The organism is Aquamicrobium sp. NLF2-7 (assembly GCF_022359935.1).
Lineage (GTDB): Bacteria > Pseudomonadota > Alphaproteobacteria > Rhizobiales > Rhizobiaceae > Mesorhizobium > Mesorhizobium lusatiense.
Genome location: NZ_JAKSED010000007.1, coordinates 263,534 through 285,933 on the forward strand (window position 1 = coordinate 263,534; position 22,400 = coordinate 285,933).

The 22,400-nt window shown below is 62.9% G+C and carries 19 protein-coding genes; 17 read left to right on the forward strand and 2 right to left on the reverse strand.

Going from position 1 to position 22,400, the window contains the following annotated elements:
* Positions 1 to 148 precede the first annotated feature (148 nt).
* The 15 genes from MIC97_RS23915 (at position 149) to MIC97_RS23985 (ending at position 14,904) form a co-directional block, all read left to right on the forward strand.
* Entirely contained in the window at positions 149 to 1,546 is a 1,398-nt protein-coding gene (locus MIC97_RS23915) for a circularly permuted type 2 ATP-grasp protein (protein ID WP_239802424.1), read from the forward strand.
* A 103-nt stretch (positions 1,547 to 1,649) separates the two neighbouring features.
* The gene (locus tag MIC97_RS23920) at positions 1,650 to 2,591 is read left to right on the forward strand and encodes an alpha-E domain-containing protein (RefSeq protein ID WP_239802399.1); all 942 of its coding nucleotides are present in this window, start codon (positions 1,650 to 1,652) and stop codon (positions 2,589 to 2,591) included.
* A gap of 8 nt (positions 2,592 to 2,599) precedes the next feature.
* Positions 2,600 to 3,394: a transglutaminase family protein gene (locus MIC97_RS23925; RefSeq protein WP_239802400.1), complete on the forward strand. Its 795-nt coding sequence runs from the start codon at positions 2,600 to 2,602 to the stop codon at positions 3,392 to 3,394.
* Positions 3,395 to 3,424: 30 nt separating this feature from the next.
* Positions 3,425 to 4,168 carry a proteasome-type protease gene (locus MIC97_RS23930; RefSeq protein WP_239802401.1) on the forward strand — a complete coding sequence of 248 codons (744 nt, stop codon included), beginning with the start codon at positions 3,425 to 3,427 and terminating at the stop codon, positions 4,166 to 4,168.
* A gap of 255 nt (positions 4,169 to 4,423) precedes the next feature.
* Positions 4,424 to 5,413 (forward strand): LLM class flavin-dependent oxidoreductase, encoded by a 990-nt coding sequence (locus MIC97_RS23935; protein ID WP_275592577.1) that lies wholly within the window; start codon positions 4,424 to 4,426, stop codon positions 5,411 to 5,413.
* 399 nt (positions 5,414 to 5,812) lie between these two features.
* Entirely contained in the window at positions 5,813 to 6,766 is a 954-nt protein-coding gene (locus MIC97_RS23940) for a flavin reductase family protein (protein WP_239802403.1), read from the forward strand.
* A 23-nt stretch (positions 6,767 to 6,789) separates the two neighbouring features.
* Positions 6,790 to 8,301, forward strand: coding sequence for an aldehyde dehydrogenase (locus MIC97_RS23945; protein WP_239802404.1), 1,512 nt, complete (start codon positions 6,790 to 6,792; stop codon positions 8,299 to 8,301).
* A gap of 48 nt (positions 8,302 to 8,349) precedes the next feature.
* Positions 8,350 to 9,426: an LLM class flavin-dependent oxidoreductase gene (locus MIC97_RS23950; RefSeq protein ID WP_239802405.1), complete on the forward strand. Its 1,077-nt coding sequence runs from the start codon at positions 8,350 to 8,352 to the stop codon at positions 9,424 to 9,426.
* Positions 9,423 to 10,235: an alpha/beta fold hydrolase gene (locus tag MIC97_RS23955; RefSeq protein ID WP_239802406.1), complete on the forward strand. Its 813-nt coding sequence runs from the start codon at positions 9,423 to 9,425 to the stop codon at positions 10,233 to 10,235. Before MIC97_RS23950 ends, MIC97_RS23955 begins: the two co-directional genes overlap by 4 nt.
* Entirely contained in the window at positions 10,228 to 10,620 is a 393-nt protein-coding gene (locus tag MIC97_RS23960; protein WP_239802407.1) for a carboxymuconolactone decarboxylase family protein, read from the forward strand. The genes MIC97_RS23955 and MIC97_RS23960 overlap by 8 nt, the downstream gene beginning before the upstream one ends.
* Positions 10,617 to 10,931, forward strand: a complete 315-nt coding sequence (locus MIC97_RS23965; RefSeq protein WP_239802408.1) for an NIPSNAP family protein — start codon at positions 10,617 to 10,619, stop codon at positions 10,929 to 10,931. The genes MIC97_RS23960 and MIC97_RS23965 overlap by 4 nt, the downstream gene beginning before the upstream one ends.
* 50 nt (positions 10,932 to 10,981) lie before the next feature.
* A complete protein-coding gene (locus tag MIC97_RS23970) occupies positions 10,982 to 12,181 on the forward strand; it encodes a glycine betaine/L-proline ABC transporter ATP-binding protein (RefSeq protein ID WP_239802409.1) in 1,200 nt (399 codons plus the stop codon).
* Complete coding sequence (locus tag MIC97_RS23975) at positions 12,174 to 13,121, forward strand: proline/glycine betaine ABC transporter permease (protein WP_239802410.1); 948 nt, start codon at positions 12,174 to 12,176, stop codon at positions 13,119 to 13,121. Before MIC97_RS23970 ends, MIC97_RS23975 begins: the two co-directional genes overlap by 8 nt.
* Positions 13,122 to 13,167: 46 nt before the next feature.
* Positions 13,168 to 14,193 carry a glycine betaine/L-proline ABC transporter substrate-binding protein ProX gene (gene proX / locus MIC97_RS23980; RefSeq protein ID WP_239802411.1) on the forward strand — a complete coding sequence of 342 codons (1,026 nt, stop codon included), beginning with the start codon at positions 13,168 to 13,170 and terminating at the stop codon, positions 14,191 to 14,193.
* Between the two features lie 84 nt (positions 14,194 to 14,277).
* Complete coding sequence (locus MIC97_RS23985; RefSeq protein WP_239802412.1) at positions 14,278 to 14,904, forward strand: isochorismatase family cysteine hydrolase; 627 nt, start codon at positions 14,278 to 14,280, stop codon at positions 14,902 to 14,904.
* A gap of 79 nt (positions 14,905 to 14,983) precedes the next feature.
* On the opposite strand, the gene MIC97_RS23990 is transcribed toward MIC97_RS23985, so the two are convergent.
* Positions 14,984 to 15,568, reverse strand: a complete 585-nt coding sequence (locus MIC97_RS23990; protein WP_239802413.1) for an amino acid synthesis family protein — start codon at positions 15,566 to 15,568, stop codon at positions 14,984 to 14,986.
* A 126-nt stretch (positions 15,569 to 15,694) separates the two neighbouring features.
* On the opposite strand from MIC97_RS23990, the gene MIC97_RS23995 reads away from it, so the two are divergent.
* Positions 15,695 to 17,479: a helix-turn-helix domain-containing protein gene (locus MIC97_RS23995; protein WP_239802414.1), complete on the forward strand. Its 1,785-nt coding sequence runs from the start codon at positions 15,695 to 15,697 to the stop codon at positions 17,477 to 17,479.
* Positions 17,480 to 17,592: 113 nt separating this feature from the next.
* On the opposite strand, the gene MIC97_RS24000 is transcribed toward MIC97_RS23995, so the two are convergent.
* Positions 17,593 to 20,973 (reverse strand): indolepyruvate ferredoxin oxidoreductase family protein, encoded by a 3,381-nt coding sequence (locus MIC97_RS24000; protein WP_239802415.1) that lies wholly within the window; start codon positions 20,971 to 20,973, stop codon positions 17,593 to 17,595.
* 304 nt (positions 20,974 to 21,277) lie between these two features.
* Between MIC97_RS24000 and MIC97_RS24005 the strand changes: the two genes are divergently transcribed.
* The gene (locus tag MIC97_RS24005) at positions 21,278 to 22,273 is read left to right on the forward strand and encodes an MDR family oxidoreductase (RefSeq protein WP_239802416.1); all 996 of its coding nucleotides are present in this window, start codon (positions 21,278 to 21,280) and stop codon (positions 22,271 to 22,273) included.
* Positions 22,274 to 22,400 lie beyond the last annotated feature (127 nt).

A 22,400-nucleotide genomic window follows, 5' to 3' on the forward strand; every position in this document is an offset into this window, starting at 1 on the left:
AAAAATCGCGCTGCTGCCTTTTGCAAAGGCAGGACTTCCCTATTTTTCTTACTCTTGCCGACTAAACTGCGATTGCACTTGATTTTCTCCCCCAAGGCCATGTCATATGACCATATTGGGGAGAACGCGGTTGGCGGCATTCGACGAAATGCTTCCGGATGCATCATCCGGACCTAGGAGCCCATATACGGCCTATGAGCGCTGGCTCAAGGAACAGGATCCCTTAAGACTGACGGAAAAGATGCAGGATGCCGAGCGTGTGTTCCGCAAGACCGGCATTACCTTCGCCGTCTATGGGGAACAGGACGCATCCGAGCGGCTGATCCCGTTCGACATCGTGCCGCGCATACTCTCCGGGCACGAATGGCGGCGTCTTACCCAGGGCATAGAACAGCGCGTGCAGGCGCTGAATGCTTTCCTGGACGACATCTATCACCGGCAGGAAATCCTGCGTGCCGGCCGCATACCGCGAGAGCTGATCGCCCGCAACGCCGCTTTCCTGCCGGAGATGATCGGCGTGCGGCCTCCGGCCGGCGTCTACACGCACATCATCGGCGTCGACATCGTGCGAACCGCCGAGGACGAGTTCTACGTTCTGGAGGACAATGCCCGCACGCCCTCCGGCGTGTCCTACATGCTGGAGAACCGCGAGACGATGATGCAGCTCTTTCCCGAGCTGTTCCAGAAGATCAAGGTTTGTCCTGTCGAGAACTATCCCCAATTGCTGCGGCAGTCGCTGGCTGCGGTGGCGCCCCAAGGGGCGGGCGGCGAGCCGACCATCGCGGTGCTGACGCCCGGCAGCTACAATTCCGCCTATTTCGAGCATGCCTTCCTTGCCGACCAGATGGGCGTGCAACTGGTCGAGGGACAGGATCTGCGCGTCGTGGACGGGCACGTCGCCATGCGCACCACCGAAGGCTACAAGCGCATCGACGTTCTCTACCGCCGCGTCGACGACGATTTCCTTGACCCGCTGACCTTCCAGCCCGGTTCCGTGCTCGGGGTGGCCGGCATCATGGACATCTACCGGGCCGGCAACATCACCATCGCCAACGCGCCCGGCACCGGCATAGCCGACGACAAGGCGATCTATTCCTACATGCCGGAGATCGTCGAGTTCTATACCGGCCGCAAGGCAATCCTCGGCAATGTCCCGACATGGCGCTGTTCGGAGGCGGACAGCCTCAGATACGTGCTCGAGCATATCGGGGAGCTTGTGATCAAGGAGGTGCACGGCTCCGGCGGCTACGGCATGCTTGTCGGTCCGGCCGCCACGGCAGCGGAGCGCGAGGCCTTCGCCGCCAAGCTCGCGGCCAATCCCGCCAACTACATCGCCCAGCCCACGCTGGCGCTGTCCACCTGTCCGGTCCTGACGGAGAAGGGGTTCGCGCCGCGCCATGTCGACCTGCGGCCTTACGTTCTGGTGTCCGATCGCATCCGGATCGTGCCCGGCGGGCTGACGCGGGTGGCGCTGAAGGAAGGCTCCCTCGTGGTCAACTCATCCCAGGGAGGAGGCACCAAGGACACATGGGTGCTGGATGACTGAGGAAAGGATGGCACTGCCAATGCAGCCAGATATCAGAGAGGGAAGGCCCAAACCGGCTGGCAGCCCCCTTTGCCGTTCTATCCCGTGCGGCTGCAGGTAGCCCATGCTTCTTGGCCGCACCGCGAACGGGCTCTACTGGATGAACCGCTACATCGAGCGGGCCGAGAACATGGCGCGGCTGGTCGATGCCGGTCTGCGCATGGCGCTCACGCGCACGGAGGATGCGTCCGAGGAATGGACCTCGGTCGTTCTCAGCGCCGGCACGGACGTTGCCTTCGCCGGCAAATACAGGGAATACAGTGCGGCCACCGTCACCGATTTCCTGCTGCGCGATACCTCGAACCCATCCTCGGTCATGTCCTCGATGGAAACGGCGCGCAACAACGCCAGAATGGTGCGCACGGCGCTGACACGCGAGACATGGGAAAGCATCAACGAAGCTTGGATGACGCTGAAGCGGGTGCTGGCTGCCCCCATAGACGAGCGCGAGCTGCCGGCGGTGCTCGACCGCATCAAGCGCGAGACCGCCCTGATCCGCGGCGCTTTCTACGGAACCATGCTGCGCAATGAGATTTTCGACTTTTCCCAGCTCGGGACCTATGTGGAACGCGCCGACAACACAGCGCGCATTCTCGACGTGAAATATTACGTGCTGTTGCCATCCGTCTCATGGGTGGGCTCCACCATGGACAATTACCAGTGGGAATCCATCCTGCGTTCCGTGTCGGCCCACCGCTCCTATCGCTGGAGCTACGACGTCACCTATCGGCCGGCCAACATAGCCGACTATCTCATCCTCAATGGCCGCATGCCGCGCTCGCTGGCCTTCTGCTATCGCTTTATCAACGAGCATCTTCAGTTGCTCGCGCAAGACTACGGCCAGCGTCATAGCTGCCACGAGACGGCGCAAAAGACGCAATCCTTGCTCAGGTCCGGCTCGATCAGGGATATTTTCGATGCCGGCCTGCACGAATTCCTGAGCGAATTCATCCGGGACAACACACGGCTGGGCGACGAGATCGCCAGCGACTACCGGTTTCATTGAGGTGCCTGATGCGGCTGAAAATTACCCATCGGACCGAATATGCCTATGACACTCCGTTGCACTACGCCCTGCAGCGCCTGCGCCTCAACCCCGCCAGCGGGCCGACGCAGAAGGTTCTCTCATGGGGTCTGGATATAGAGGGCGGGCGCGAGGAGGTGTGCTTCACCGACCAGTTCGAAAACGAAACGCGGCTGATCAGCGTCGAGGGCGCGCCGCACCGCATGGTCGTGCAGGTCAGCGGCGAGGTCGACACGCTGGACACCGCAGGCGTTTACGGCACACGCTGCGGCTTCGCCCCGCTCTGGCTTTTCTGCCGCGAAACCGCCCTGACGAAGCCCAGCGAGGGCATAGCCGAGCTTGCCGGCCTTGCCGGAGAGGGCGCCGATCTGGACCGGCTTCACCGGCTGATGGCCCTGATCCGCGAGCGCGTCAGCTATGTGAGCGGCGCGACCTCCACCGACACGAGCGCGGAGGATGCGCTGGCGCTTGGGGCAGGGGTCTGCCAGGACCACAGCCACATCTTCGCTGCCACGGCGCGCGCCATGGGATATCCGGCGCGCTATGTCAGCGGCTATCTGATGATGGAGGGAACGGTCGAGCAGACGGCCAGCCATGCATGGGCCGAAGCCTTCGTGCCGAAGCTTGGATGGGTGGGTTTCGACGCTTCCAACGGCATCTGCCCGGACGAGCGCTATGTGCGCATCGCCGTGGGGCGCGACTATCAGGATGCCATGCCCATCTCCGGCATAAGGCTTGGGCAGGCGGAAGAACGACTTGCGGTCGCGATCACCGTGGAGCAGTAATTCCATCGGGATTCGGGCCGGAACAGATTCATGACCTATTGCGTGGGATTGCAGATTGATCAGGGGCTGGTGTTCATGTCGGACACGCGCACCAACGCCGGAATGGATTCCATCTCAAGCTTCCGCAAGATGCATGTATGGGAGCAGCCGGACGAGCGGGTGATCGTCCTGATGTCGGCTGGCAATCTCGCTACCACGCAGGCTGTGATCAGCCTTCTCGAGGAGCGCAGCAAGGCCGTGGCCGACCGGCATTCCACTGTGCTGGAAACCCCTTCCATGTACCAGACCGCGCGGTTGGTCGGCGATACGGTCAAGGAAGTGATCGCAGGCTCGGCGCCCGCCGGCCAGAAGGCGGATGCCTTCCACGCCTCCTTCATCCTTGGCGGTCAGATACGGGGCTCGGAGCCGCGCCTTTTCATGGTGTACCCGGAAGGCAATTTCATCGAGGCCACCGACGACACACCTTTCTTCCAGATCGGCGAGACGAAATATGGCAAGCCGATCCTCATTCGCGCCTATGAGCGGCAGATGAGTTTTGCCGAAGCGGCCAAGCTGATGCTGGTCTCGTTTGACTCGACGTTGAAATCGAACCTCTCCGTCGGCCTGCCGCTGGACCTCCTGTTCTATGAGAGGGACAGCTTCAAAATCGGGCTGAAAAAGCGCATCGGTCAGGACGACGACTACTATCGCACCGTCTCGGAAGGATGGTCCTCGGCCCTCAGGAACGCCTTCCAGCAACTGCCGGACTTTCCGGACAACGATCCGGATCGGTAAAGCAGACGCGATCCCTGCTGCGGAATCGCTTCGGTAATGCAGTACGATCGCAAGTAGCCTCTTCGACAAACGACTATGTCGCTGTGCGCGCCCGTGCGGCAACCCGTTTCACCCCAGCGGTATCTGTCTGCCCGGTTTTCGCGCGCGAGTCTGCCGGTGTAAACTTAGCGACGTGACAAGTGCTCTTCCGGCCGCTCCCGAAGCAGGCTGCCCGAAAGTGGGAACCGGTTTCGGGATAAAAATCAACAACTAAACATGATTAGAGCAGGCAAGATTTGGCGGGCGGCTGGTGTTTCTATAAATCATTGTCATTCCAGACGAATTTCAAATATCATCCCGTGCAACATCGAACTTGCGAGCGAATTGGTCGATGTTGCACGGGCATCCGTATCGAGAAGGTATAACGCTCCGCCACGACATTCTCGTACAGGGCTCCCGGTAGTCGCTTTCTTCAGCCGGCTTTGGGGCAGGGACGTGCGCCACCATGGGGAGTTCTTCGATATCGAAGGTCGCCTGCGCGTTCCGCCATCGAAGCAGGGACGGCCGGTCATCTTCCAGGCAGGCGGTTCGCCACAGGGGCGCGCGCTGGCGGGACGGGCAGCCGAAGGCGTGTTCGCGGCGGAACTCACCAAGAACCAGGCCATCGAGCATTACCGGCTGGTGAAGGGATTTGCCCGCGACCATGGCCGCTCGCCGGATGACATCAAGATCCTGCCCGGCCTGTTGCTGAGCCTCGGCAGCACGGAGGAGGAGGCGCGGCGCCGCAGCGACGAGATTCACGACGCAGGCCCGGCGTCATATTCGATCAACTGGCTCTCCCAGGCGATCGGCTACGATGCCTCGAAGCTTGAACTCGATGAGCCGTTTCCCGACGAGGTGCTGGGTCCCATCAACGATACGCAGACTTTTCTCGGCAGCGTCGGCTTCCGGGAGTCGATCGTCGCGCAGATCCGCAAGACAAACCCCAGGGTTCGCGAATATCTCAAACAGACGCGTTACACCGGCTCCGGACACGCCGGCTTTGTCGGCACGCCTGAGCAGCTTGCGAATCATATCGAAGACTGGTTCCACGCGGGAGCCGTCGATGGCTTCAACCTGCAGCCGGACCGTCTGATCGACGGGCTTGCGGTAATCGTCGACGAACTCGTGCCGATCCTGCGAAAGCGCGGCCTGTATCGCCACGAATACGAAACGCAGACTTTGCGCGAGCACTTCCAGGCAGCCTCGCCAACGCCTCCTTTCTAGCGTCTAAGCTCAACAGTCCAATCTTGCCGCCCACCCACTTTTACCGTCAGTTTGACGGGTTCGAAGCGCGTGCCGGCCATCGCGAAAACCTCTCGGCCGGTGTATCGCCCAAGCTGTCTGTGGCCCGGTATAGATACATCCACCAACCACGACCTTTCACAGTGTTCTTATCGGCATTCCATCTACGGGTGACGATCGCTTGCGATCGTTGAGCCGTCCTAACTATCAGTCCCGGCCCACTCGACGTCGGGGAGGCTGGCCGGCCTCTGTTCCGCATCCATCCGCATCATGCTCTGAATCGATAAAACATAAGTCATCCGATCCTTTTGTCTGAGGAAGATGCTGCGGGATTCATGGATATCGTCGTTGGCAGATGTTCATGAATTGGGAAGGGCGGGAATGGACCGTCACAACAGAGCCATCGATCCTATCGAGCTTCGGCGGGCCTTTGGCACCTTTGTCACCGGCGTGACCGTTGTGACGACGCGGGATGAGGACGGCGAGCTGCGGGGGATGACGGCCAACTCGTTCACATCGGTGTCGCTCGATCCGCCGCTGCTTCTGGTTTGCGTCAACAAGTCGGCGTCGAGCTTTCCGGCGTTTGCGACAACGCAGTCCTTTGCGGTCAATCTGCTGCATGAAGGACAGGTGGACGTCTCCGCGATTTTCGCCTCCAAGTCCCTGAACAAGTTCGATGCCGTCAATGTCGACAGCGTCCACACCGGCGCGCCCGTTCTGACAGATAGCCTGACCTGGTTCGACTGCACCGTTCACAGCCGGGTGGACGCAGGCGATCATATCGTCCTCATCGGGCATGTGCGGGCGTTCGGCACCAGCCCCGCGACGCCGCTCGGCTTTTGTCGCGGGCGCTATGTCAGTGTCAACGATCCCCTGCCGACCGGCTGGTCTGCCTCGCAGAGCATGGTCGTCGGCTATCTGATCGAGGGGTCCGACAGCATCCTTCTGCGGTGCGATGAAAAAGGGCATCTGTCGCTGCCGACGGCAAGGACGCGCAAGGCCGACAATCAGGTGGTGCTGGCGAGCGGGCAATCCGTTTCCGTCGAGCCTGAAAGGACCTTTCTCTATTCGGTGTTCGACGTGGCCGACAGCGCGCCGGGATACCTTATCTACCGGGCCTCGATTGCCGCCGACGCGGCGCGGGACCTGCCGGAAGGGCTGCAGTTCTTTCCCATCGACGACCTGCCTTACGAGCGCATACCGAGCCGCGAGATGAAGGCGGTGCTGCGGCGGTATGCGCGCGAGCGCAAGGGGCGGCGCTTCGGGATCTACATGGACAGCCGCAACGGCGGCCGCGTCGCCATGATCGAAAGCGAAGGCCTTTACGGCGCCTGACCGGAAATAGTCGCGAGGAAAGCATGAAAACGACCGTAACGTCGCTTGAGGGATCCCGTCAGAACCTGTTCATCGCGGGCAGGGCGACCGAGCCGCAGAGCGGCAACTACCTGAAGAGCTACGATCCGGCGACGGGGGAAGCTTGGTATGAGTTTGCGGATGCGGGCGCGCAGGACGTCGATGCCGCTGTTGGGGCGGCGAGGCAGGCATTCGCCGATCCGGCCTGGCGCCGCATGACCCAGACCGACCGGGGCAAGCTGGTCCGGCGGCTCGCCGAACTCATGCTCGAGCATGCCGACCAGCTTGCCGAAATCGAGACCCGCGACAATGGCAAGCTGATCAAGGAGATGCGCGCGCAGATGCGCGCCCTTCCTGATTCATACACCTATTTCGCCGGCATGGCGGACAAGCTTCAGGGCGATACCATCCCCGTCAACAAGCTCGACATGATCAACTTCACCCTGCGCGAGCCGATCGGTGTGGTTGGCATGATCACGCCGTGGAACTCGCCGCTGATGCTGCTGACGGGCACGCTGGCGCCATGTCTGGCGATCGGCAACACCGTCGTCATCAAGCCCTCCGAGCACGCGACGGCCTCGACGCTGGCGCTGATGGAACTGATCACGGCGGCCGGTTTTCCGCCCGGCGTCGTCAATGTGGTGACGGGAAGCGGCCGCACGGCCGGCGATGCGCTGGCACGACATCCGGGGCTGGCGAAGATCGTCTTCACCGGCAGCACCCAGACCGGGCGCACGATTGCCCGCAACGCGGCCGACAACCTCATTCCCTGCCAGATGGAACTGGGCGGCAAGTCGCCGCATGTCGTGTTCGGTGACGTCGATATCGAGCGCACGGTCAACGGGGTGGTGGCGGGCGTGTTCGCGGCTGCCGGACAAACCTGCGTTGCCGGATCTCGGTGTTTTGTCGAAGCCGGGATCTATGACCGTTTTGTCGAAGCCCTGGTCGAGCGAACCCGAAAGATCACACTCGGGCATCCGATGCTGGAAACCTCCGATATCGGTCCGCTTGCCCTTCTCGATCAGGTGTCGAAGGTCGAGAGCTATGTGGCATCGGGCATAAGGGAGGGCGCCAGCGTCGCTGCCGGAGGCCGCAGGCCGCAGCGCGACGATCTGGCGAAGGGCTGGTATTACGAGCCGACGGTGCTGACCGGCGCGCGCAACGACATGGGCTTCATGCGCGACGAGCTTTTCGGTCCCGTGGTCGGCGTCATGCCGTTTTCCAGCGAAGACGAGATGATCGCGCTGGCCAACGACACGCGCTACGGCCTGGCATCCGGCATCTGGACCCGCGACATCGACCGCGCCATGCGCTTCGCCACTAAGGTCGATGCGGGAACCGTGTGGATCAACACCTATCGCTCGGCCGCCTTCATGTCTTCGATGGGGGGCTTCAAGGAGAGCGGCTACGGACGGCGGGGCGGCTTCGACGTGATGCGGGAATTCTCGCGCGTCAAGAACGTCGTGCTCGACTACTCCGGCGCCATGCAGGACCCCTTCGTCATCCGCCTGAAATGACCGCCCAATCCCGCCTTTTCCGAAAGATATAACGCTGAAGAGAGTGCTATGAAGTTCTCAGTTTCCCTCCATCTGGAACGCTCATCCCCGGACACCCCGATGACCGAGGTTACCCGGAACATGCTGGAGCTTGCCCGGATTGCCGACCGTGGCGGGTTCGAGACCCTGTGGACGGCGGAGCATCACACCATCGAGTTCACCATCGCGCCCAATCCCTTCTCGGTGCTGACATGGCTCGGGCAGCATACGGACCGCATCCGGCTCGGTACCGCGACGGTGGTCGCGCCCTACTGGAGCCCGATCCGGCTGGCGGGCGAGGCCGCGCTCTGCGACCACCTCACCGGCGGCCGGCTGGAATTCGGCATTGCCCGGGGCGCCTATCAGTACGAGTTCGACCGCATGGCGGGCGGCATCCCGCAGCAGCAGGGTGCCGCTTTCCTCAAGGAGATCGTGCCTGCGGTGAAGAAGCTGTGGGAAGGCGACTATGCCCATGACGGCGAGATCTGGAAGTTTCCGACGGCAACCTCCGTTCCCAAGCCGCTGCAACAGCCGCATCCGCGCATCTGGGTCGCGGCGCGCGATCCCGCCAGTTTCGACTGGGCCGTCGGATTGGGGGCAAGCATCATGTCCACGCCGCTTTCCCAGCCCATGTCGGAGGTTGAGAATCTGGCCTCGAAGTTCAGGAAAGCGGTTGCCGATCACCCGGAGGTTCCGCGCCCGCTGTTCATGATGCAGCGCCGCGCCGGTGTGTTCGACAAGGCCGAAGACTGGGAAAAGCTCGTCCGATACAGCATGGACTATGGCCGCTACTTCGAGAATCTGTTCCAGAATATCGGCACCGTGACGAACGGATTCCCCGATGCCGTTCCCTATGAAGCCGTGGCCGGCCGTGAAAACTACGATCCGCAGAACATCCGCGCGAACATGCTGTTCGGAACGCCGGACGAAGTGATCGAAAAGCTGGAGGCGTATGAGGCGGCGGGAGTCGACCAGCTTTGCCTCGGGATGAACTACAATCTGCCGTTCGAGCTGCAGAAGCGCACGCTGGAACTGTTCGCCGAGGAAATCATCCCGGTCTTCGCCAGACGGGAGCGCGATGCCCTGTCGCTCGAAGCTGCGCAATGAGCCGCGACCGCCTGTTCATGGCGGGCGACGTCGCCCTCAACTACCGCCTGACGGGAAACGGGCCGGAGCCGCTCGTGTGCGTGCATGGCGTGGGGGCATCGCTGGAGGCGTGGGAAGGGGTCATAAGCCGCCTCGCCGGGCGTTATACGGTCCTGACCTTCGATCTTCGCGGACATGGCAGGTCCGGCAAGATCAACGGCCGCTACGAGATCGACGATTTCGTCGGTGACACGCTGGCGCTGGTGGATGAGGTGGGCTTCGATACCTTCAATCTGGCGGGCTTTTCGCTCGGCGGGCTGATCGCCCAGCGTATCGCGCTCACGCATCTTGACCGTCTGCGCCGCCTCGTCCTGCTCTCCACTGTCGCGGGACGTACGGATGAGGAGCGCCAGCGTGTGCTGTCGAGGCTGGAGGCCCTGCGCGGCGGGAAGCGCGGCTCTCATTACGATGCCTCCCTCTCGCGCTGGTTTTCCGAGGCGTTTCAGGCGGCGAACCCGGCGCTGATGGCGGATCTGCGGCGCAGGAATGCGGAAAACGATCCCGCCTGCTATGCATCCGCCTACCGCGTTCTGGCCGAAACGGATTTTGGGGGCCTTCTCGACCGGATCCGCTGCCCGACCCTGATCGCGACAGGCGAGGAGGATATCGGTTCCAATCCGCGCATGGCACGTTTCATGCATGAAAACATTCCGGGCTCGAAACTGAAGATCCTGCCGGGCCTTCGTCATTCGATCCTGCATGAGGCACCTGATCTGGTGGCCGGGATGATCGATGATTTTCTGATGCATGAGGAGACCGCGGATGGATAAGAACCTTCAGCAGGCCGGCGAAAAAATCCGGCGGCGCGTGCTCGGGGATGATTATGTCGACCGGGCGCTCGCCAATGCCGATGCGTTCGGCGCGCCGTTCCAGGCCATGCTCAACGAATATTGCTGGGGCGCCTGCTGGTCGGACGAGGCGCTGGATCTGAGGCAGCGCAGCCTGCTGAACCTCGGCATGCTGGCGGCCCTCGGCCGCATGCACGAATTCGCCATTCATTTCCGCGGCGCCGTGCGTAACGGCCTGAGCGATGGCGAATTGCAGGCAGCCCTGGTGCAGGTCGCCGTCTATTGCGGGGTGCCGGCGGGGGTCGAGGCCTTCCGTGTCGCGCGGCAGGTGCGCGAGGAGATGGCACGCGAAGGGGCCGGAACATGATCGTCGAGGAGCGTATCTATCGCATCCGGCCCGGGCGCATGACAGAGTATCTGGCGCTTGTGCGGGAGGAGGGGCTGGCGATCCAGCAGCCGGTCCTCGGCAATCTGATTGCCTATTTCGTCAGCGAGATCGGACCTCTCAATCATGTGGTGCACATGTGGGGCTACGATGATCTTGCCGATCGCGCGCGGCGACGGCAGGAACTTGCCGACGATCCACGCTGGCAGGCTTTCACGCCGCGGTTGTCGGCCTGTATCGAGGCAATGGAAAACCGGATCCTCAAGCCTGCCGATTTTTCGCCTTTGAAGTAGGGGCGGGACCGGCGGCAGGGAGGCGAACGAGAAAATGAGGGCGAACGATCTTGAGCGAACGGCTTAGAGTTGAAGGACTTTACAAGATCTTTGGCGAGGCGCCGCAAAAGGCGGTGGCAATGCTTGAAAGCGGCGCGGACAAGGATCGCGTGCTGACCGAGCTGCGCATGGTCGTTGGCCTCAACGACGTGTCGCTGTCCGTGCCTTCGGGCGCCATCTACATGATCATGGGCCTGTCGGGATCGGGCAAGTCGACGCTGGCGCGCTGCATCAACCGGCTCAACGAACCGAGCGCCGGGCGCATCCTGCTCGATGGCCGTGACCTGGTTCCTCTGGGCGAGGCCGAGTTGCGCGAGGTGCGCCGCACGCGCATTTCGATGGTGTTCCAGCATTTCGCGCTGCTGCCCAACAAGAACGTGATCGCCAATGTGGAATTCGGCCTGAAGCTGCGCGGCGTGCCGCCTGCCGAACGCCGCCGGCGCGCCGAAGAGGTGCTGGCCGTGGTGGGACTGGCGCGCTGGGCCTATCATCAGCCGCACGAGCTGAGCGGTGGCATGCGCCAGCGTGTCGGACTGGCGCGGGCGCTTGCCACGGATGCCGACGTGCTGATCATGGACGAGGCCTTCAGCGCGCTCGACCCTCTCATCCGGTCGGAGATGCAGGACGAACTTCTGCGCCTGCAGGGCACCCTGCAGAAAACGATCCTGTTCATCACCCACGATTTTCAGGAGGCGCTCAAGCTGGGCAACCGCATCGCCATCATGGCCGATGGCAAGGTGGTGCGCGAAGGCGCGCCGGAAGAGATCGTGCTCGATCCGGGCAGCGACTATGTCGCATCCTTCACCCGCGACGTCGACCGGGCGCGGCTTTTCGATGTGAGCATGGCCATGACGGCGGCCGATCACCCGGTCGAACTCGGGACGCTGCGGCTCGTGCCGGACGGGCAGACGGGGCAGATGATCGCCGTCGACGCGCAGATGCAGGTGCTGGGCTCGGTGAAGGCCGGCGATGTCGACAGCATACGCGCAGGCGCCGCCCCGGAAGGTCTCGTGTGCGACGATGTCGTTTGCGTGCCCTCGGACATGAAGCTGATCGACGCCGCCCGCCTTTACAGAAGCGGCAGGCCGCTGGCCGTCGTCGATGGATCCCGCCGTCTGGTCGGGCGCCTCACGCCCGAAAGGATGCTTGCGGCGATTGCCCCGCTTTCCTCACAACCCGGTGCAAATTCGACGGGAGCGCCCCATGTTTGATGCCGATGATCTGAACGTCTTCGAGGTCGATTCCTGGATTCAGAACGGCGTCGAGTGGCTGGCCTACAATTTCCGGCCCTTATTCATTGCGATAAAATGGCCGGTGGAAAGCCTGCTGCGCTTCAATGAAGCAGTGCTGCAGGCAACGCCGTTCCCGCTGTTCGTCGTGCTGGTTTTCCTGCTTGCCTGGCGTCTGGCAAGCTTGTCGGTCGCCTGCTTCAGCGGCATCGCGCTGATCGTGGTGGCGGCGCTGGGCGTGTGGGCCGATGCGATGACGACATTGTCTCTCATCACCACGGCGATCCTCATCTGCACCGTCATCGGCATTCCCATAGGTGTATGGTCGGCGCGCAACGATCGGGTCTGGGGCGTCGTTCGGCCCATTCTGGATGTCATGCAGACAACGCCGACATTCGTCTATCTGGTGCCGGTCGTCATGCTTTTCGGGGTTGGAACGGTTCCGGGCGGCGTCGCCGTCATCGTTGCCGCGGCGCCGCCGCTGATCCGCTTCACCAATCTCGGCATCCGCATGGTGGACAAGGAACTGGTCGAGGCGGGCCATGCCTTCGGCGCCGACCGCCGCCAGCTCCTGTGGGAAATCCAGCTTCCGCTGGCCGTGCCCACCATTCTGGGCGGCCTGAACCAGACGGTGCTGACCGCGATGGTCATGTCCGTCGTGGTCGCCATGATCGGCGCGGAAGGTCTCGGCCTCGTGGTGCTGCAGGGGCTCGGCAGGCTCGATGTCGGCCGGGCAGCGGTCGGCGGCATCGCGATCGTGCTGCTGGCCATGGTGCTCGATCGCATAACGCAGGCGCTCGCCACCCGCAAACCCGATGCCGGGCGCAACGCATCCTTCGCCTCCCGCTTCATCGGCAAACTGATCTCTTCGCGGGATCCGGAGGCGATCAAATCAAAGGGGACCGTCACCCGGTCGGCCTGACCGGGGGCGGCAAGAAACGGAACGTCATTCAACTGGGAGCAAGACGATGAAAATAACGGCAAGGCACAAGATTTTTGCAATTGCGGCGGTTCTGGCCATGGCCTGGCAGCCGGTGTCGGCACAGGACAAGCCGGGTGAGGGCAAGACGATCAGATTTGCCCGCAGCGACAGCCTCGGAGCCAACTACGTTCAGGACGTGATCCTGATCGAGGGGCTGAAAAAGCTCGGTTACGACGTCAAGATGAGCACGCTCGGCTCCACCGCCTCCATGCAGGCCGCGTCTCAGGGCGACATGGACTTTGTCTCCGACATCAACATGCCGCAGCAGGAGGCATCCTATGTCAAGCTGAAGGACAAGCTCGATCTGATCGGCGAGGGCTCCATCATCGGCGGTGGCATCAATGGCTATTACGTCGACAAGAAGACCGCCGAGGCCTACAACCTCACCAATGTCGAGCAGCTCAAGGATCCCAAGATCGCGGCGCTCTTCGACACCAATGGCGACGGCAAGGCCGACATGGTCAATTGCGATCCGGGCTGGCGCTGTGGTGACGTGGTCGACTACCAGATCGAGAAATTCGGCCTGAAGGACACGGTGCAGACCGTGCGCGCCAAATACGAAGTGCTGCTTGCCGAGAGCTTTGCACGGGCCAAGCGCGGCGAACCGATGCTGATCTACACGTGGTCGCCGTCCTGGGTCACGGACACGCTGAAGCCGGGCGAGGATGCAGTCTGGCTGCCCATTCCCTTCGATGCCCTGCCCGAGAATGTCACGGCCACAAATGGCCATCTGGTGAACGGTGTCATCGGCTGCGCCGGCGGTCAGGATCCGTGCCGCATGACCACGGGGTCCTGGAACTGGATGATGGCGGTGAACAAGGACTTCATCAATGCCAACCCGGCCGTTAAGAAGTTCGTCGAGGTGATGCGCTGGCCGACTTCGGTGTGGGCGGAATGGGAGACACAGCTCAACAAGGAGAGCTCGGATCGCGCCCTGCGCAAGCTGGGTGAAACGTGGATCGCGGAAAATCAGGCCACCTTCGACGGCTGGGTTGCCGAGGCCGCGCAGTAAGGCACATGTCTGGCGACGGGCGGGGGCGGCGGCGCATGACTGGCCGGCCCCGCTTTCACGACATCCAGGGGGAGCCCGGTACCGATGCTTGAACATCTGAAGAGGCCCGCGCTTCTTGTCGTCGACATGCAGAATGATTTTGTCCGCCGGGAGGCGCCACTTGAAGTGCCGTCGGCGCGGGAGACGATTTCTGTCATCGGCGATCTGATCGGGAAGTTTCGCCGCGCGGGTCTGCCGGTCGTCTATACGCGCTACATCGCCGACGACCTCTACCGGCCTCTGGCGGCGCGCTTCGGCTGGATCGGGCGCTTGCAACCGCCGGTCAATGCCTGTGTGCCGGGCTTCCGCCGCCATTATGCCGATCTCGACGCCGAGCGCGATGTCATCGATGTCATCGATGAACTTCTGCCGCGCCCGGGCGAGGATGTGGTCGACAAGATCTATTACAGCGCCTTCCATCGCACCGATCTGGAAGACAGGCTGCGCGCCCATGAGGTCGACGGACTGGCGGTCGTGGGCACGATCACCGAAATGTGCGTGGAAGACAGCGCGCGTCATGCCGTGCATCACGGCTACCCCACGGTCCTCGTTGCCGATGGGCTTTCCTCCAATGCGCCGCAGCAGCATGAGGCGACGCTTGCAGCCTTTGAACGCAATTATGGCTGGGTGATGCATGCGGATGAACTGGGCGCGGTGCTCAGGCTTTCCTGAAGGCGGCGCACGCAAGAACGGCGGCGCAGGGAATGCGCCGCCGTTCCACTTCTCATGGGCCGTTTCACATCGGACCCTGTCAGGGCTGGCGAATGCCCATCTCTGCCATGTCCTGGAAGCGGTCGCCGATGCGGGCATGCGGACGTCCGCCGTCGGAAGCTCCGATGGCGATCAGAATCTCGTCGGCGCGGGGAGCATCGGCGATCTGAAAACTGAGCGTGAGGAAATGAGAGCGGGTGCCGGTCGTCGTCTTGTGCGTCATCGGCAGGGACAGCAGGCTTCCGGCGGTGTTGCGCGTGTTGGTGAAACTCAGATATGCGGTTCCACCGGCGGCTTCGCGAAACAGGTTTCCGAACTTCAGCGTGTGGATCAGGGCGGATCCATGCTCGATCTCGCCGTCGAGACCGACGGCCGCGCATTTCCCGTAGGCTTCGATGCGTTCCGGTTTCATCAGGCCGGTCAGCCGCTCGGTCATCATCTGGCCGAGCACCGGCGCATATTCGTTGATGACCGGCCGCAGATCGTCGGTGAAGCCGCCATCGGCCCAGGGATTGGTCAGCACCGCTGCGACCGCCACGGCCGTCACCGGGCGATCAGCCGGCCTGCTGCCTTCCACAAGCACTTCTTCGGTGACGGTGAAGATCTTTCGTATTGTAAGTGTCATTGGCGGGCTGTTTCCTCCAGGGTTTCGCAGACATGCAGAATCCGGTCTTTGGACGTCGCGCGCATCCCTCTTTAATAGGGAGAAGCTTGAGTTCTTTTCTTGGTTTTGAGGACGCGGTAAAACGGCATGGACACAAACCTGCTCATCACGGCGCTCGGCGATGTCGCCGATCTCATCAACAGCGGCAGCGATACGAATGCCACCCTGGAGCAACTGGTGGTCGCGGCGTGCCGGCATGGCAACTGGCTGCGTGGTTCGATCATGAGCATCGACCTTGCCAGCGGCTATGGCTACGTCACCGTGCGGCATGATCCGACGGTGCAGTTCGACCGACTCGAAGACCAGTGGGTGCTGGCGACCAGCCCCTCGCTCGTGGCGCTGCGCAGCAATCAGCCCGTGTTCATCCCCGATGCGCAGGCATCGGACGAGTTTCCCGGCTTCCGCAAGGAATCGCGCGAGCGCGGCTATTGCAGCGTCCTGGTGATGCCCATGCGCTGCACGGACCTGCTTGGCAGGCCGATGGTGCTGACGGCGAATTCGGAGCGGGTGAAGGATATCGGCCCCTCAGACCTCGCCCTGATGAAGCTGATCGTCCAGCTCGGATCGATCGCGGTCGAGAAGCAGAAGGCAATTGCCGAGCAGAAAGATTCGGCGCTGCAGCGCGAAATGGTGCTGTCGACCCATACGCGGCTGATGCAGCAGGCGATTTCCGACGATTCCGTCCAGAAACTCTCCGACGTCATTCGTCCCATCCTTCAGCGGCCGGTTCTGATCGTCGACCTGACGACCAACGCCATTCTGACCGGAGCATCCCCGAAGCCGCAGCTCTTCGATGAGGTCGAGTGGCATGAAATCGTCGAAGCCCAGCTTCGCCCCCGCATCAGGCGGCTGCCTTTCGATACGATGCGCGGGGACGGTGCCGCGGCCATCGAATTTCCGGTTGCGGTGGAACGCCACGGCTTTGCACTGACAGCCAGTGTCTACGCCCTGCGCATCGACGGCCTGAGCGTCGGGGCGCTCATGGTTTTCGGCGACGACGAGCTGAGCGAATACGACCAGCTTCTGATCGGCAGCATCAGGCTCGCCATCAGCGTCCAGCTGATGCGAAACCTGATCCGCTTCCAGTTCGAAAGACGCACGCTGGACGAGCTGTTCGGAGAAATCTGCGACGGCACATGGAACAATGAGAACGACCTTGTGCAGCGCGCACTGAAGTTCGGGATCCGTCTCAATCGCGCGCACAGGATGATCGTCGTCTCCTTCGCCGCAAGCGACAGTCTCGCCGCCGCGACCCTGCGGAACGTGCAGAAGGGCATTGCGCTGCTCTTCGACAGAAACGGCGCCACGCCGGTGGTGATCGGACATGGCGGCCGCACGATCATTCTGGTGCCCGCCGCGAAAACGCCTTCGGAAGATCATTTCCGCGAGATCATGGCGAAGGTGGAGCGTGAAGTGCGCCATTACACGTCTGTCGAGCCCATCATCGTGCTGAGCGATGCCTGCAACACGCTGCAGGATTATCCCGGGCACTGGAAGAGCTGCGGGAGCATTCTGGAAATCGCGGAGTCTTTCGGCAAGCGGGGCATTCTTGCGGCGGAGGATTTCGGCCCCCTGCCCATACTGCTTTCAACCGCCAATGCAGATTATGTCCGGGATTTCGTGCATCGCTCGCTGGGGGCGATCATCGAACACGATGTGGCTCATGACACCCGGTTCCTTGCCACGCTGAAGGCTTACTTCGAGTCCGGCTGCCGCAATCAGCAATGCGCCGACGCGCTTGAAATCCATGTCACGACCTTGCGTTATCGCCTTGCGAGAATGGCGGAACTGTTCGGGCTGGACCTCGAGTCCGCGACGAAACGCTTCGACGTGGAACTTGCCCTTCGCCTGACCGATCTTTGCCGAACGTAAGCTCCGGCCGTGGTTCCGGACAGTGCCATCGCCGCAGTCACCGTCACTTTGTCGGGTGTAGTGGTGACGGACGAAAAGATGGAGACGTGCAACCTGCCGCATCGGCGCGCGATTTAGGTTCCTGTCGGGCCAGAGGCTATTTCCCCGTTACGCGTCCTGAATGCCGCAAGGCGGTTGAGCTTGACGTCGCCATAACCTCTTACCTCCATGACTTCTGCGGCCTTGCGGGTGGCCGCGGAAAGATCGGCGGGGTCGAGGGTCTCGATCAGGTCGGACATGCCTTGCAGATAAGCGTCGCGGAACTGGCGTTCTTGCCGCCGCTCATGGGTGTAGCCGAACGGATCAAACGGCGTGCCGCGCAGGCGCTTCAGTTTCGCCAGCGTGCGGAACACGGGAAGCATCTTCTCGCCGAAGGCGCGCTTGGCCGGGCGGCCCGTGCGAGCGTCCCTGCGGCTGAGAAGCGGAGGGGCGAGATGGAAATTGAGACGCAGATCACCCTCGAAACGAGCTCGGACGGAGTCGAGGAAATCGGGAGCGCTGAGCAGCCGCGCCACCTCGTATTCGTCCTTGTAGGCCATGACATGGTAAGCGCCCCGCATCAGGGCGTCGAGGAATGCCTCCGCGCCCTCATGGCCGTCTACCCTGGCTTCGGCGCGTTGGATGAGCCTCAGGAACCTCTGCGCATATTCCGGGCTCTGGTAGGCGGTCAGGCGGTCGGCCAGCCGGGCCTTGAGTTCGGCCGGCGTTTCGCTCGCCATGGCCTCCGGGCCGGCCAAGGTTTCGGGGCGCAGGGCAGCCAGCCGGCCTGTCTTGAAGGCGCGCAGGTTCTGTGCGACCGGCCCGCCATTGAGGGAGATTGCGGTCAGGATCGATTCCAGCGAAATCGGGATCAGGCCAAGCTGGAAGGCGTGGCCGGTGAGCAGGATGTTCGAAGCGATGGCGTCGCCGAAATAGGTTTCGGCCAGATGCGAGGCATCGAGGGTGACGAGGCGCTCCGCGTCCAGCCTCCTGCGCAGTTCGGCGAGCGGCAGGTCCGCATGCAGTGCTGCCGACGTATTTCTCACGAAGCTTGCGGTCGGGGTGAAATGGCTGTCGACCACGACATGCGAGCGCCGGGTCTCGAGCGTCCGCAAGGCCTTGGGCGATACGGTCACCACATTGTCGAAGCCGAGGATGACGTCTGCCTCTCCCGTGCCGATGCGGGGGGCGTTGAGCGCTGCCGCGGAGCTGCCGATGCGGATGTGGGACATGACCGCGCCGTTCTTCTGGGCAAGGCCCGTCTGGTCGAGGGTGAGCACCGAAAGCCCGTCGAGATGGGCCGCCTGCGTGAGGATGGCCGAGATGGTGATCACGCCGGTGCCGCCTATGCCGGTGAGCAGCATGGAATGGCTGCCGGAAAATTCTGCCGCTGCGGGAACCGGAAGCTCGTCCTCTATCTCTTGCGGCAGGGGCTTCATCGTCTTGCGGGGCGTTGCCCCTTCCACCGTCACGAAACTGGGGCAAAACCCTTTCAGGCAGCTCTGGTCGGCATTGCAGGCCGACTGGTTGATCTGCCGCTTGAGGCCGAGGGGGGTCTCCAGCGGTTCGACCGATATGCAATTGGACTGCACCGAGCAATCGCCGCAGCCTTCGCACACTTCGGGATTGATGACGACGCGCGCCTTCGGTTGCGGGAAGCTTCCGCGCTTGCGGCGGCGGCGCTTCTCGGCCGCGCAGACCTGATCGTAGATGATGGCGGTGACGCCTTCGATCGCACGCAGTCGCTTCTGTTCGGGCAGGAGGTTGTCGCGGCCGGAAATCTTCACCGTGGGCGGCAACGCGCCCTGCCAGACTTCCGGCGTTTCCGAAACGACGACCACCTCGCGCAATCCTTCCGCCAGAAGCTGGTCGACGACAGCGGGAACGCTCAGCTCGCCGTCATGCTTCTGTCCGCCGGTCATGGCGACGGCATCGTTGAAGAGGATCTTATAGGTGGCGTTGACCTTTGCCGCGACGGCGGCCCGTATCGCCAGCAGGCCGGAATGGAAATAGGTGCCGTCGCCCATATGGACGAAGAGATGGCGCTCATCGGTGAAGGGCGCGTGGCCGATCCAGTTCGCGCCTTCTCCACCCATCTGGGTGAAGGTTTCCACATGGCGGTTCATGTTCACGGCAAGCATGGAGCAGCCGATGCCCGCCGTGGCGCGGCTGCCATCGGGCAGCACGGTCGAAACCGAATGCGGGCAGCCCGAGCAGAAGTAGGGCTCTCGCGCCGGCATCGTCAGGTCGGGCGGCGGTGGCACCTGCGCCGGGCGGGGCGGCTCCAGTCCCAGAAACCTCGCCACCACGCTGGCAAGGCCTGCCGGATCGAGCTCTTCGGTGGCGGAGATGAGAGATTTTCCATCCGGGGTGGTCTTGCCCGAAAGGCGCGGACGGCCGGCTTCGGGCCGGTTGTAGAAATGCGCGCGCAGCTGATCTTCGATGATTGCGCGCTTTTCCTCCACGACGAGGATCTCGTCGAGGCCGTCGGCGAACCGGTCGAGTGTTTCCGGCACCATCGGCCACAACAGCCCGACCTTGCAGAGGCGCAGACCCGCCGCTTCCGCATCGATCCCGAGCTTTTCCAGGGCGCCGGTCAGGTCGAGCCAGCTCTTGCCGGTGGAGATGATGCCGCGTCTGGCCGACGTCCGGTTGCCCGAAATCACATCCAGCCCGTTGGCCGCGGCAAAAGCCTGAGCAGCGCGCAGCTTGGTATCGAGCCTTCTTTCCTGATCGAGCTGGTTGTCCGGCCAGCGGATGGACAGTCCACCCGGCGGCAACTCCATCTCCGGCGTCCGGAAAGGCTGGCGCGGCGGCAGATCGACGGTCGCACTGCATTCGACGATCTCGGTCTGGCACTTGAAACCCACCCATGCGCCCGAAAAGCGGCTCATGGCGAAACCGGCCAGGCCGAATGGGATGTATTCCTGCACGCCGGCCGGCGACAGCACCGGCACCATGGCCGAGATCATGTTGTGTTCCGACTGATGCGGCAGCGTGGAGGAGACCGCGCCGTGGTCGTCTCCCATCAGAAGGAGCACGCCGCCATGCGGATGCGTGCCGGCGGCATTGGCGTGGCGGATCGCATCCATCGAACGATCGACGCCCGGCCCCTTGCCATACCACATGGCGAATACGCCGTCGTGCCGCGCGCCGGGTGACAGGTCGATCTGCTGGGTTCCCCAGACCGCAGTTGCGGCCAGATCCTCGTTGAGGCCGGGCTGGAACACGACCTTTCCTTCGAGGAAGGGCTTTGCCCGCGCGATTTCGGTGTCGAAGCCGGCCAGCGGCGACCCGCGATAGCCGGAAACATAGCCGGCCGTATTCAGCCCGGCATCCCTGTCCACGGCTGCCTGCTCGATCATCAGGCGGATCAGCGCCTGTGTGCCGGAGACCAGCACCCGGCCCTGCGTCTGGCTGTAGCGGTCGGTCAGCGCCGGCTTCGCCTTGACCTGCGTGGCAACGGGATCAGTCATGGCGGCAGCCGTCCCGGGAAGGGAATGGGGATGATTGGCAGGCGGGGCCGCGCCCGCAGAATCTGGTTGGCTGCATCCGGATGCTCGCTGTTCCCACGTCGCGACAATTCTCTATGCTTTTCTGGTTCTTCCGGTCGCGTCTGTGATTCAGGATATTTCTGTTGCAAAGGAAGTCAATTACATATTTTAATAACAAAATAGAGAGATCGCCTCCGGCCGCGCTCCTTTCCGGGGTTGGCCGTGCAAGGCGGCACGGATTTTTCAGGCCGCATCGGGCCCTTTCAGACTGATGGAGCAGCAAGACATGACCGATCAGAAATTTCAGGCGCTCGTCATCCGCGACGCGGACGGCAAGCCGAGGGCCGGCTTCGAGGACCTGACGCTTGCCGACCTGCCGGACAACGACGTGCTCGTCGAGATCAGCCATTCCAGCCTGAACTACAAGGACGGCCTTGCCATCAGCGGCAGGGGCCGCATTGCGCGCCGTCTGCCGATGGTCGGCGGCGTCGACCTTGCCGGCACGGTGGTGTCGTCGAGGGCACCGGAATGGAAGACCGGCGACAGGGTGGTGGTCAATGGCTGGGGCCTTTCCGAGACGGAATGGGGCGGCTACTCCCGTTTCCAGAGCATCAGGGCCGGTCATCTGACGCGCCTGCCCGAGGGCTTCACGCCTGCCGAGGCCATGGCGATCGGCACCGCCGGCTATACGGCGGCGCTGTGCGTGCTGGCACTGGAGGACTGGGGCGTGATCAGCCCGGACGATGGCGAGGTGCTGGTCACGGGCGCGGCCGGCGGCGTCGGCACGGTGGCCATCGCGTTGCTGGCGCGCCGCGGCTACAACGTCACCGCATCGACCGGCCGGGAAAGCGAGCACGATTTCCTGCGCGGTCTCGGTGCGCGCTCCATCATCGCGCGCGACGAGCTTTCCGCGCCCGGCAAGATGCTGCAGGCTGAGCGCTGGTCCGGTGCCGTCGATGCGGTGGGCAGCCATACGCTGGCGAACATCCTTGCCCAGACACGCTATGGTGCGGCGGTTGCGGCCTGCGGGCTCGCGCAGGGTGCGGACCTTCCCACATCGGTCATGCCGCATATCCTGCGCGGGGTGGCGCTGCTCGGCATCGATTCGGTCATGGCTCCGCAGGACAAGCGCGCCCGCGCATGGGACTATCTCGTCCGTCATCTCGACCGCGAAACGCTGAAGTCGCTGACGACAACGGCGAAGCTCGGCGACGTTCCCGAACTGGCCAACACCATTCTGGACGGCAGGACGCGCGGCCGCTACGTCATCGAAATCGCCTGAGGGGAGAAGCTCATGTCGGAAGATATCGTTATCTGGAACAAGGACCCGCAGGACGCATTCGTCACGCTGGTCATGAACCGCCCTGACAAGATGAACGCGATGAATCAGGAGCTGGGCGATGCGCTTG

Coding starts and splice junctions, on each gene's coding strand:
- MIC97_RS23920 (WP_239802399.1), top strand. CDS start 1,650: ATGCTTCTTGGCCGCACCGCGAACGGGCTCTACTGGATGAACCGCTAC.
- MIC97_RS23945 (WP_239802404.1), top strand. CDS start 6,790: ATGAAAACGACCGTAACGTCGCTTGAGGGATCCCGTCAGAACCTGTTC.
- MIC97_RS23925 (WP_239802400.1), top strand. CDS start 2,600: ATGCGGCTGAAAATTACCCATCGGACCGAATATGCCTATGACACTCCG.
- MIC97_RS23935 (WP_275592577.1), top strand. CDS start 4,424: ATGATTAGAGCAGGCAAGATTTGGCGGGCGGCTGGTGTTTCTATAAAT.
- MIC97_RS23960 (WP_239802407.1), top strand. CDS start 10,228: ATGGATAAGAACCTTCAGCAGGCCGGCGAAAAAATCCGGCGGCGCGTG.
- MIC97_RS24000 (WP_239802415.1), bottom strand. CDS start 20,973: ATGACTGATCCCGTTGCCACGCAGGTCAAGGCGAAGCCGGCGCTGACC.
- MIC97_RS23990 (WP_239802413.1), bottom strand. CDS start 15,568: ATGACACTTACAATACGAAAGATCTTCACCGTCACCGAAGAAGTGCTT.
- MIC97_RS23915 (WP_239802424.1), top strand. CDS start 149: ATGCTTCCGGATGCATCATCCGGACCTAGGAGCCCATATACGGCCTAT.
- MIC97_RS23975 (WP_239802410.1), top strand. CDS start 12,174: ATGTTTGATGCCGATGATCTGAACGTCTTCGAGGTCGATTCCTGGATT.
- MIC97_RS23985 (WP_239802412.1), top strand. CDS start 14,278: ATGCTTGAACATCTGAAGAGGCCCGCGCTTCTTGTCGTCGACATGCAG.
- MIC97_RS23965 (WP_239802408.1), top strand. CDS start 10,617: ATGATCGTCGAGGAGCGTATCTATCGCATCCGGCCCGGGCGCATGACA.
- MIC97_RS24005 (WP_239802416.1), top strand. CDS start 21,278: ATGACCGATCAGAAATTTCAGGCGCTCGTCATCCGCGACGCGGACGGC.
- MIC97_RS23950 (WP_239802405.1), top strand. CDS start 8,350: ATGAAGTTCTCAGTTTCCCTCCATCTGGAACGCTCATCCCCGGACACC.
- MIC97_RS23930 (WP_239802401.1), top strand. CDS start 3,425: ATGACCTATTGCGTGGGATTGCAGATTGATCAGGGGCTGGTGTTCATG.
- MIC97_RS23995 (WP_239802414.1), top strand. CDS start 15,695: ATGGACACAAACCTGCTCATCACGGCGCTCGGCGATGTCGCCGATCTC.
- proX (WP_239802411.1), top strand. CDS start 13,168: ATGAAAATAACGGCAAGGCACAAGATTTTTGCAATTGCGGCGGTTCTG.
- MIC97_RS23955 (WP_239802406.1), top strand. CDS start 9,423: ATGAGCCGCGACCGCCTGTTCATGGCGGGCGACGTCGCCCTCAACTAC.
- MIC97_RS23940 (WP_239802403.1), top strand. CDS start 5,813: ATGGACCGTCACAACAGAGCCATCGATCCTATCGAGCTTCGGCGGGCC.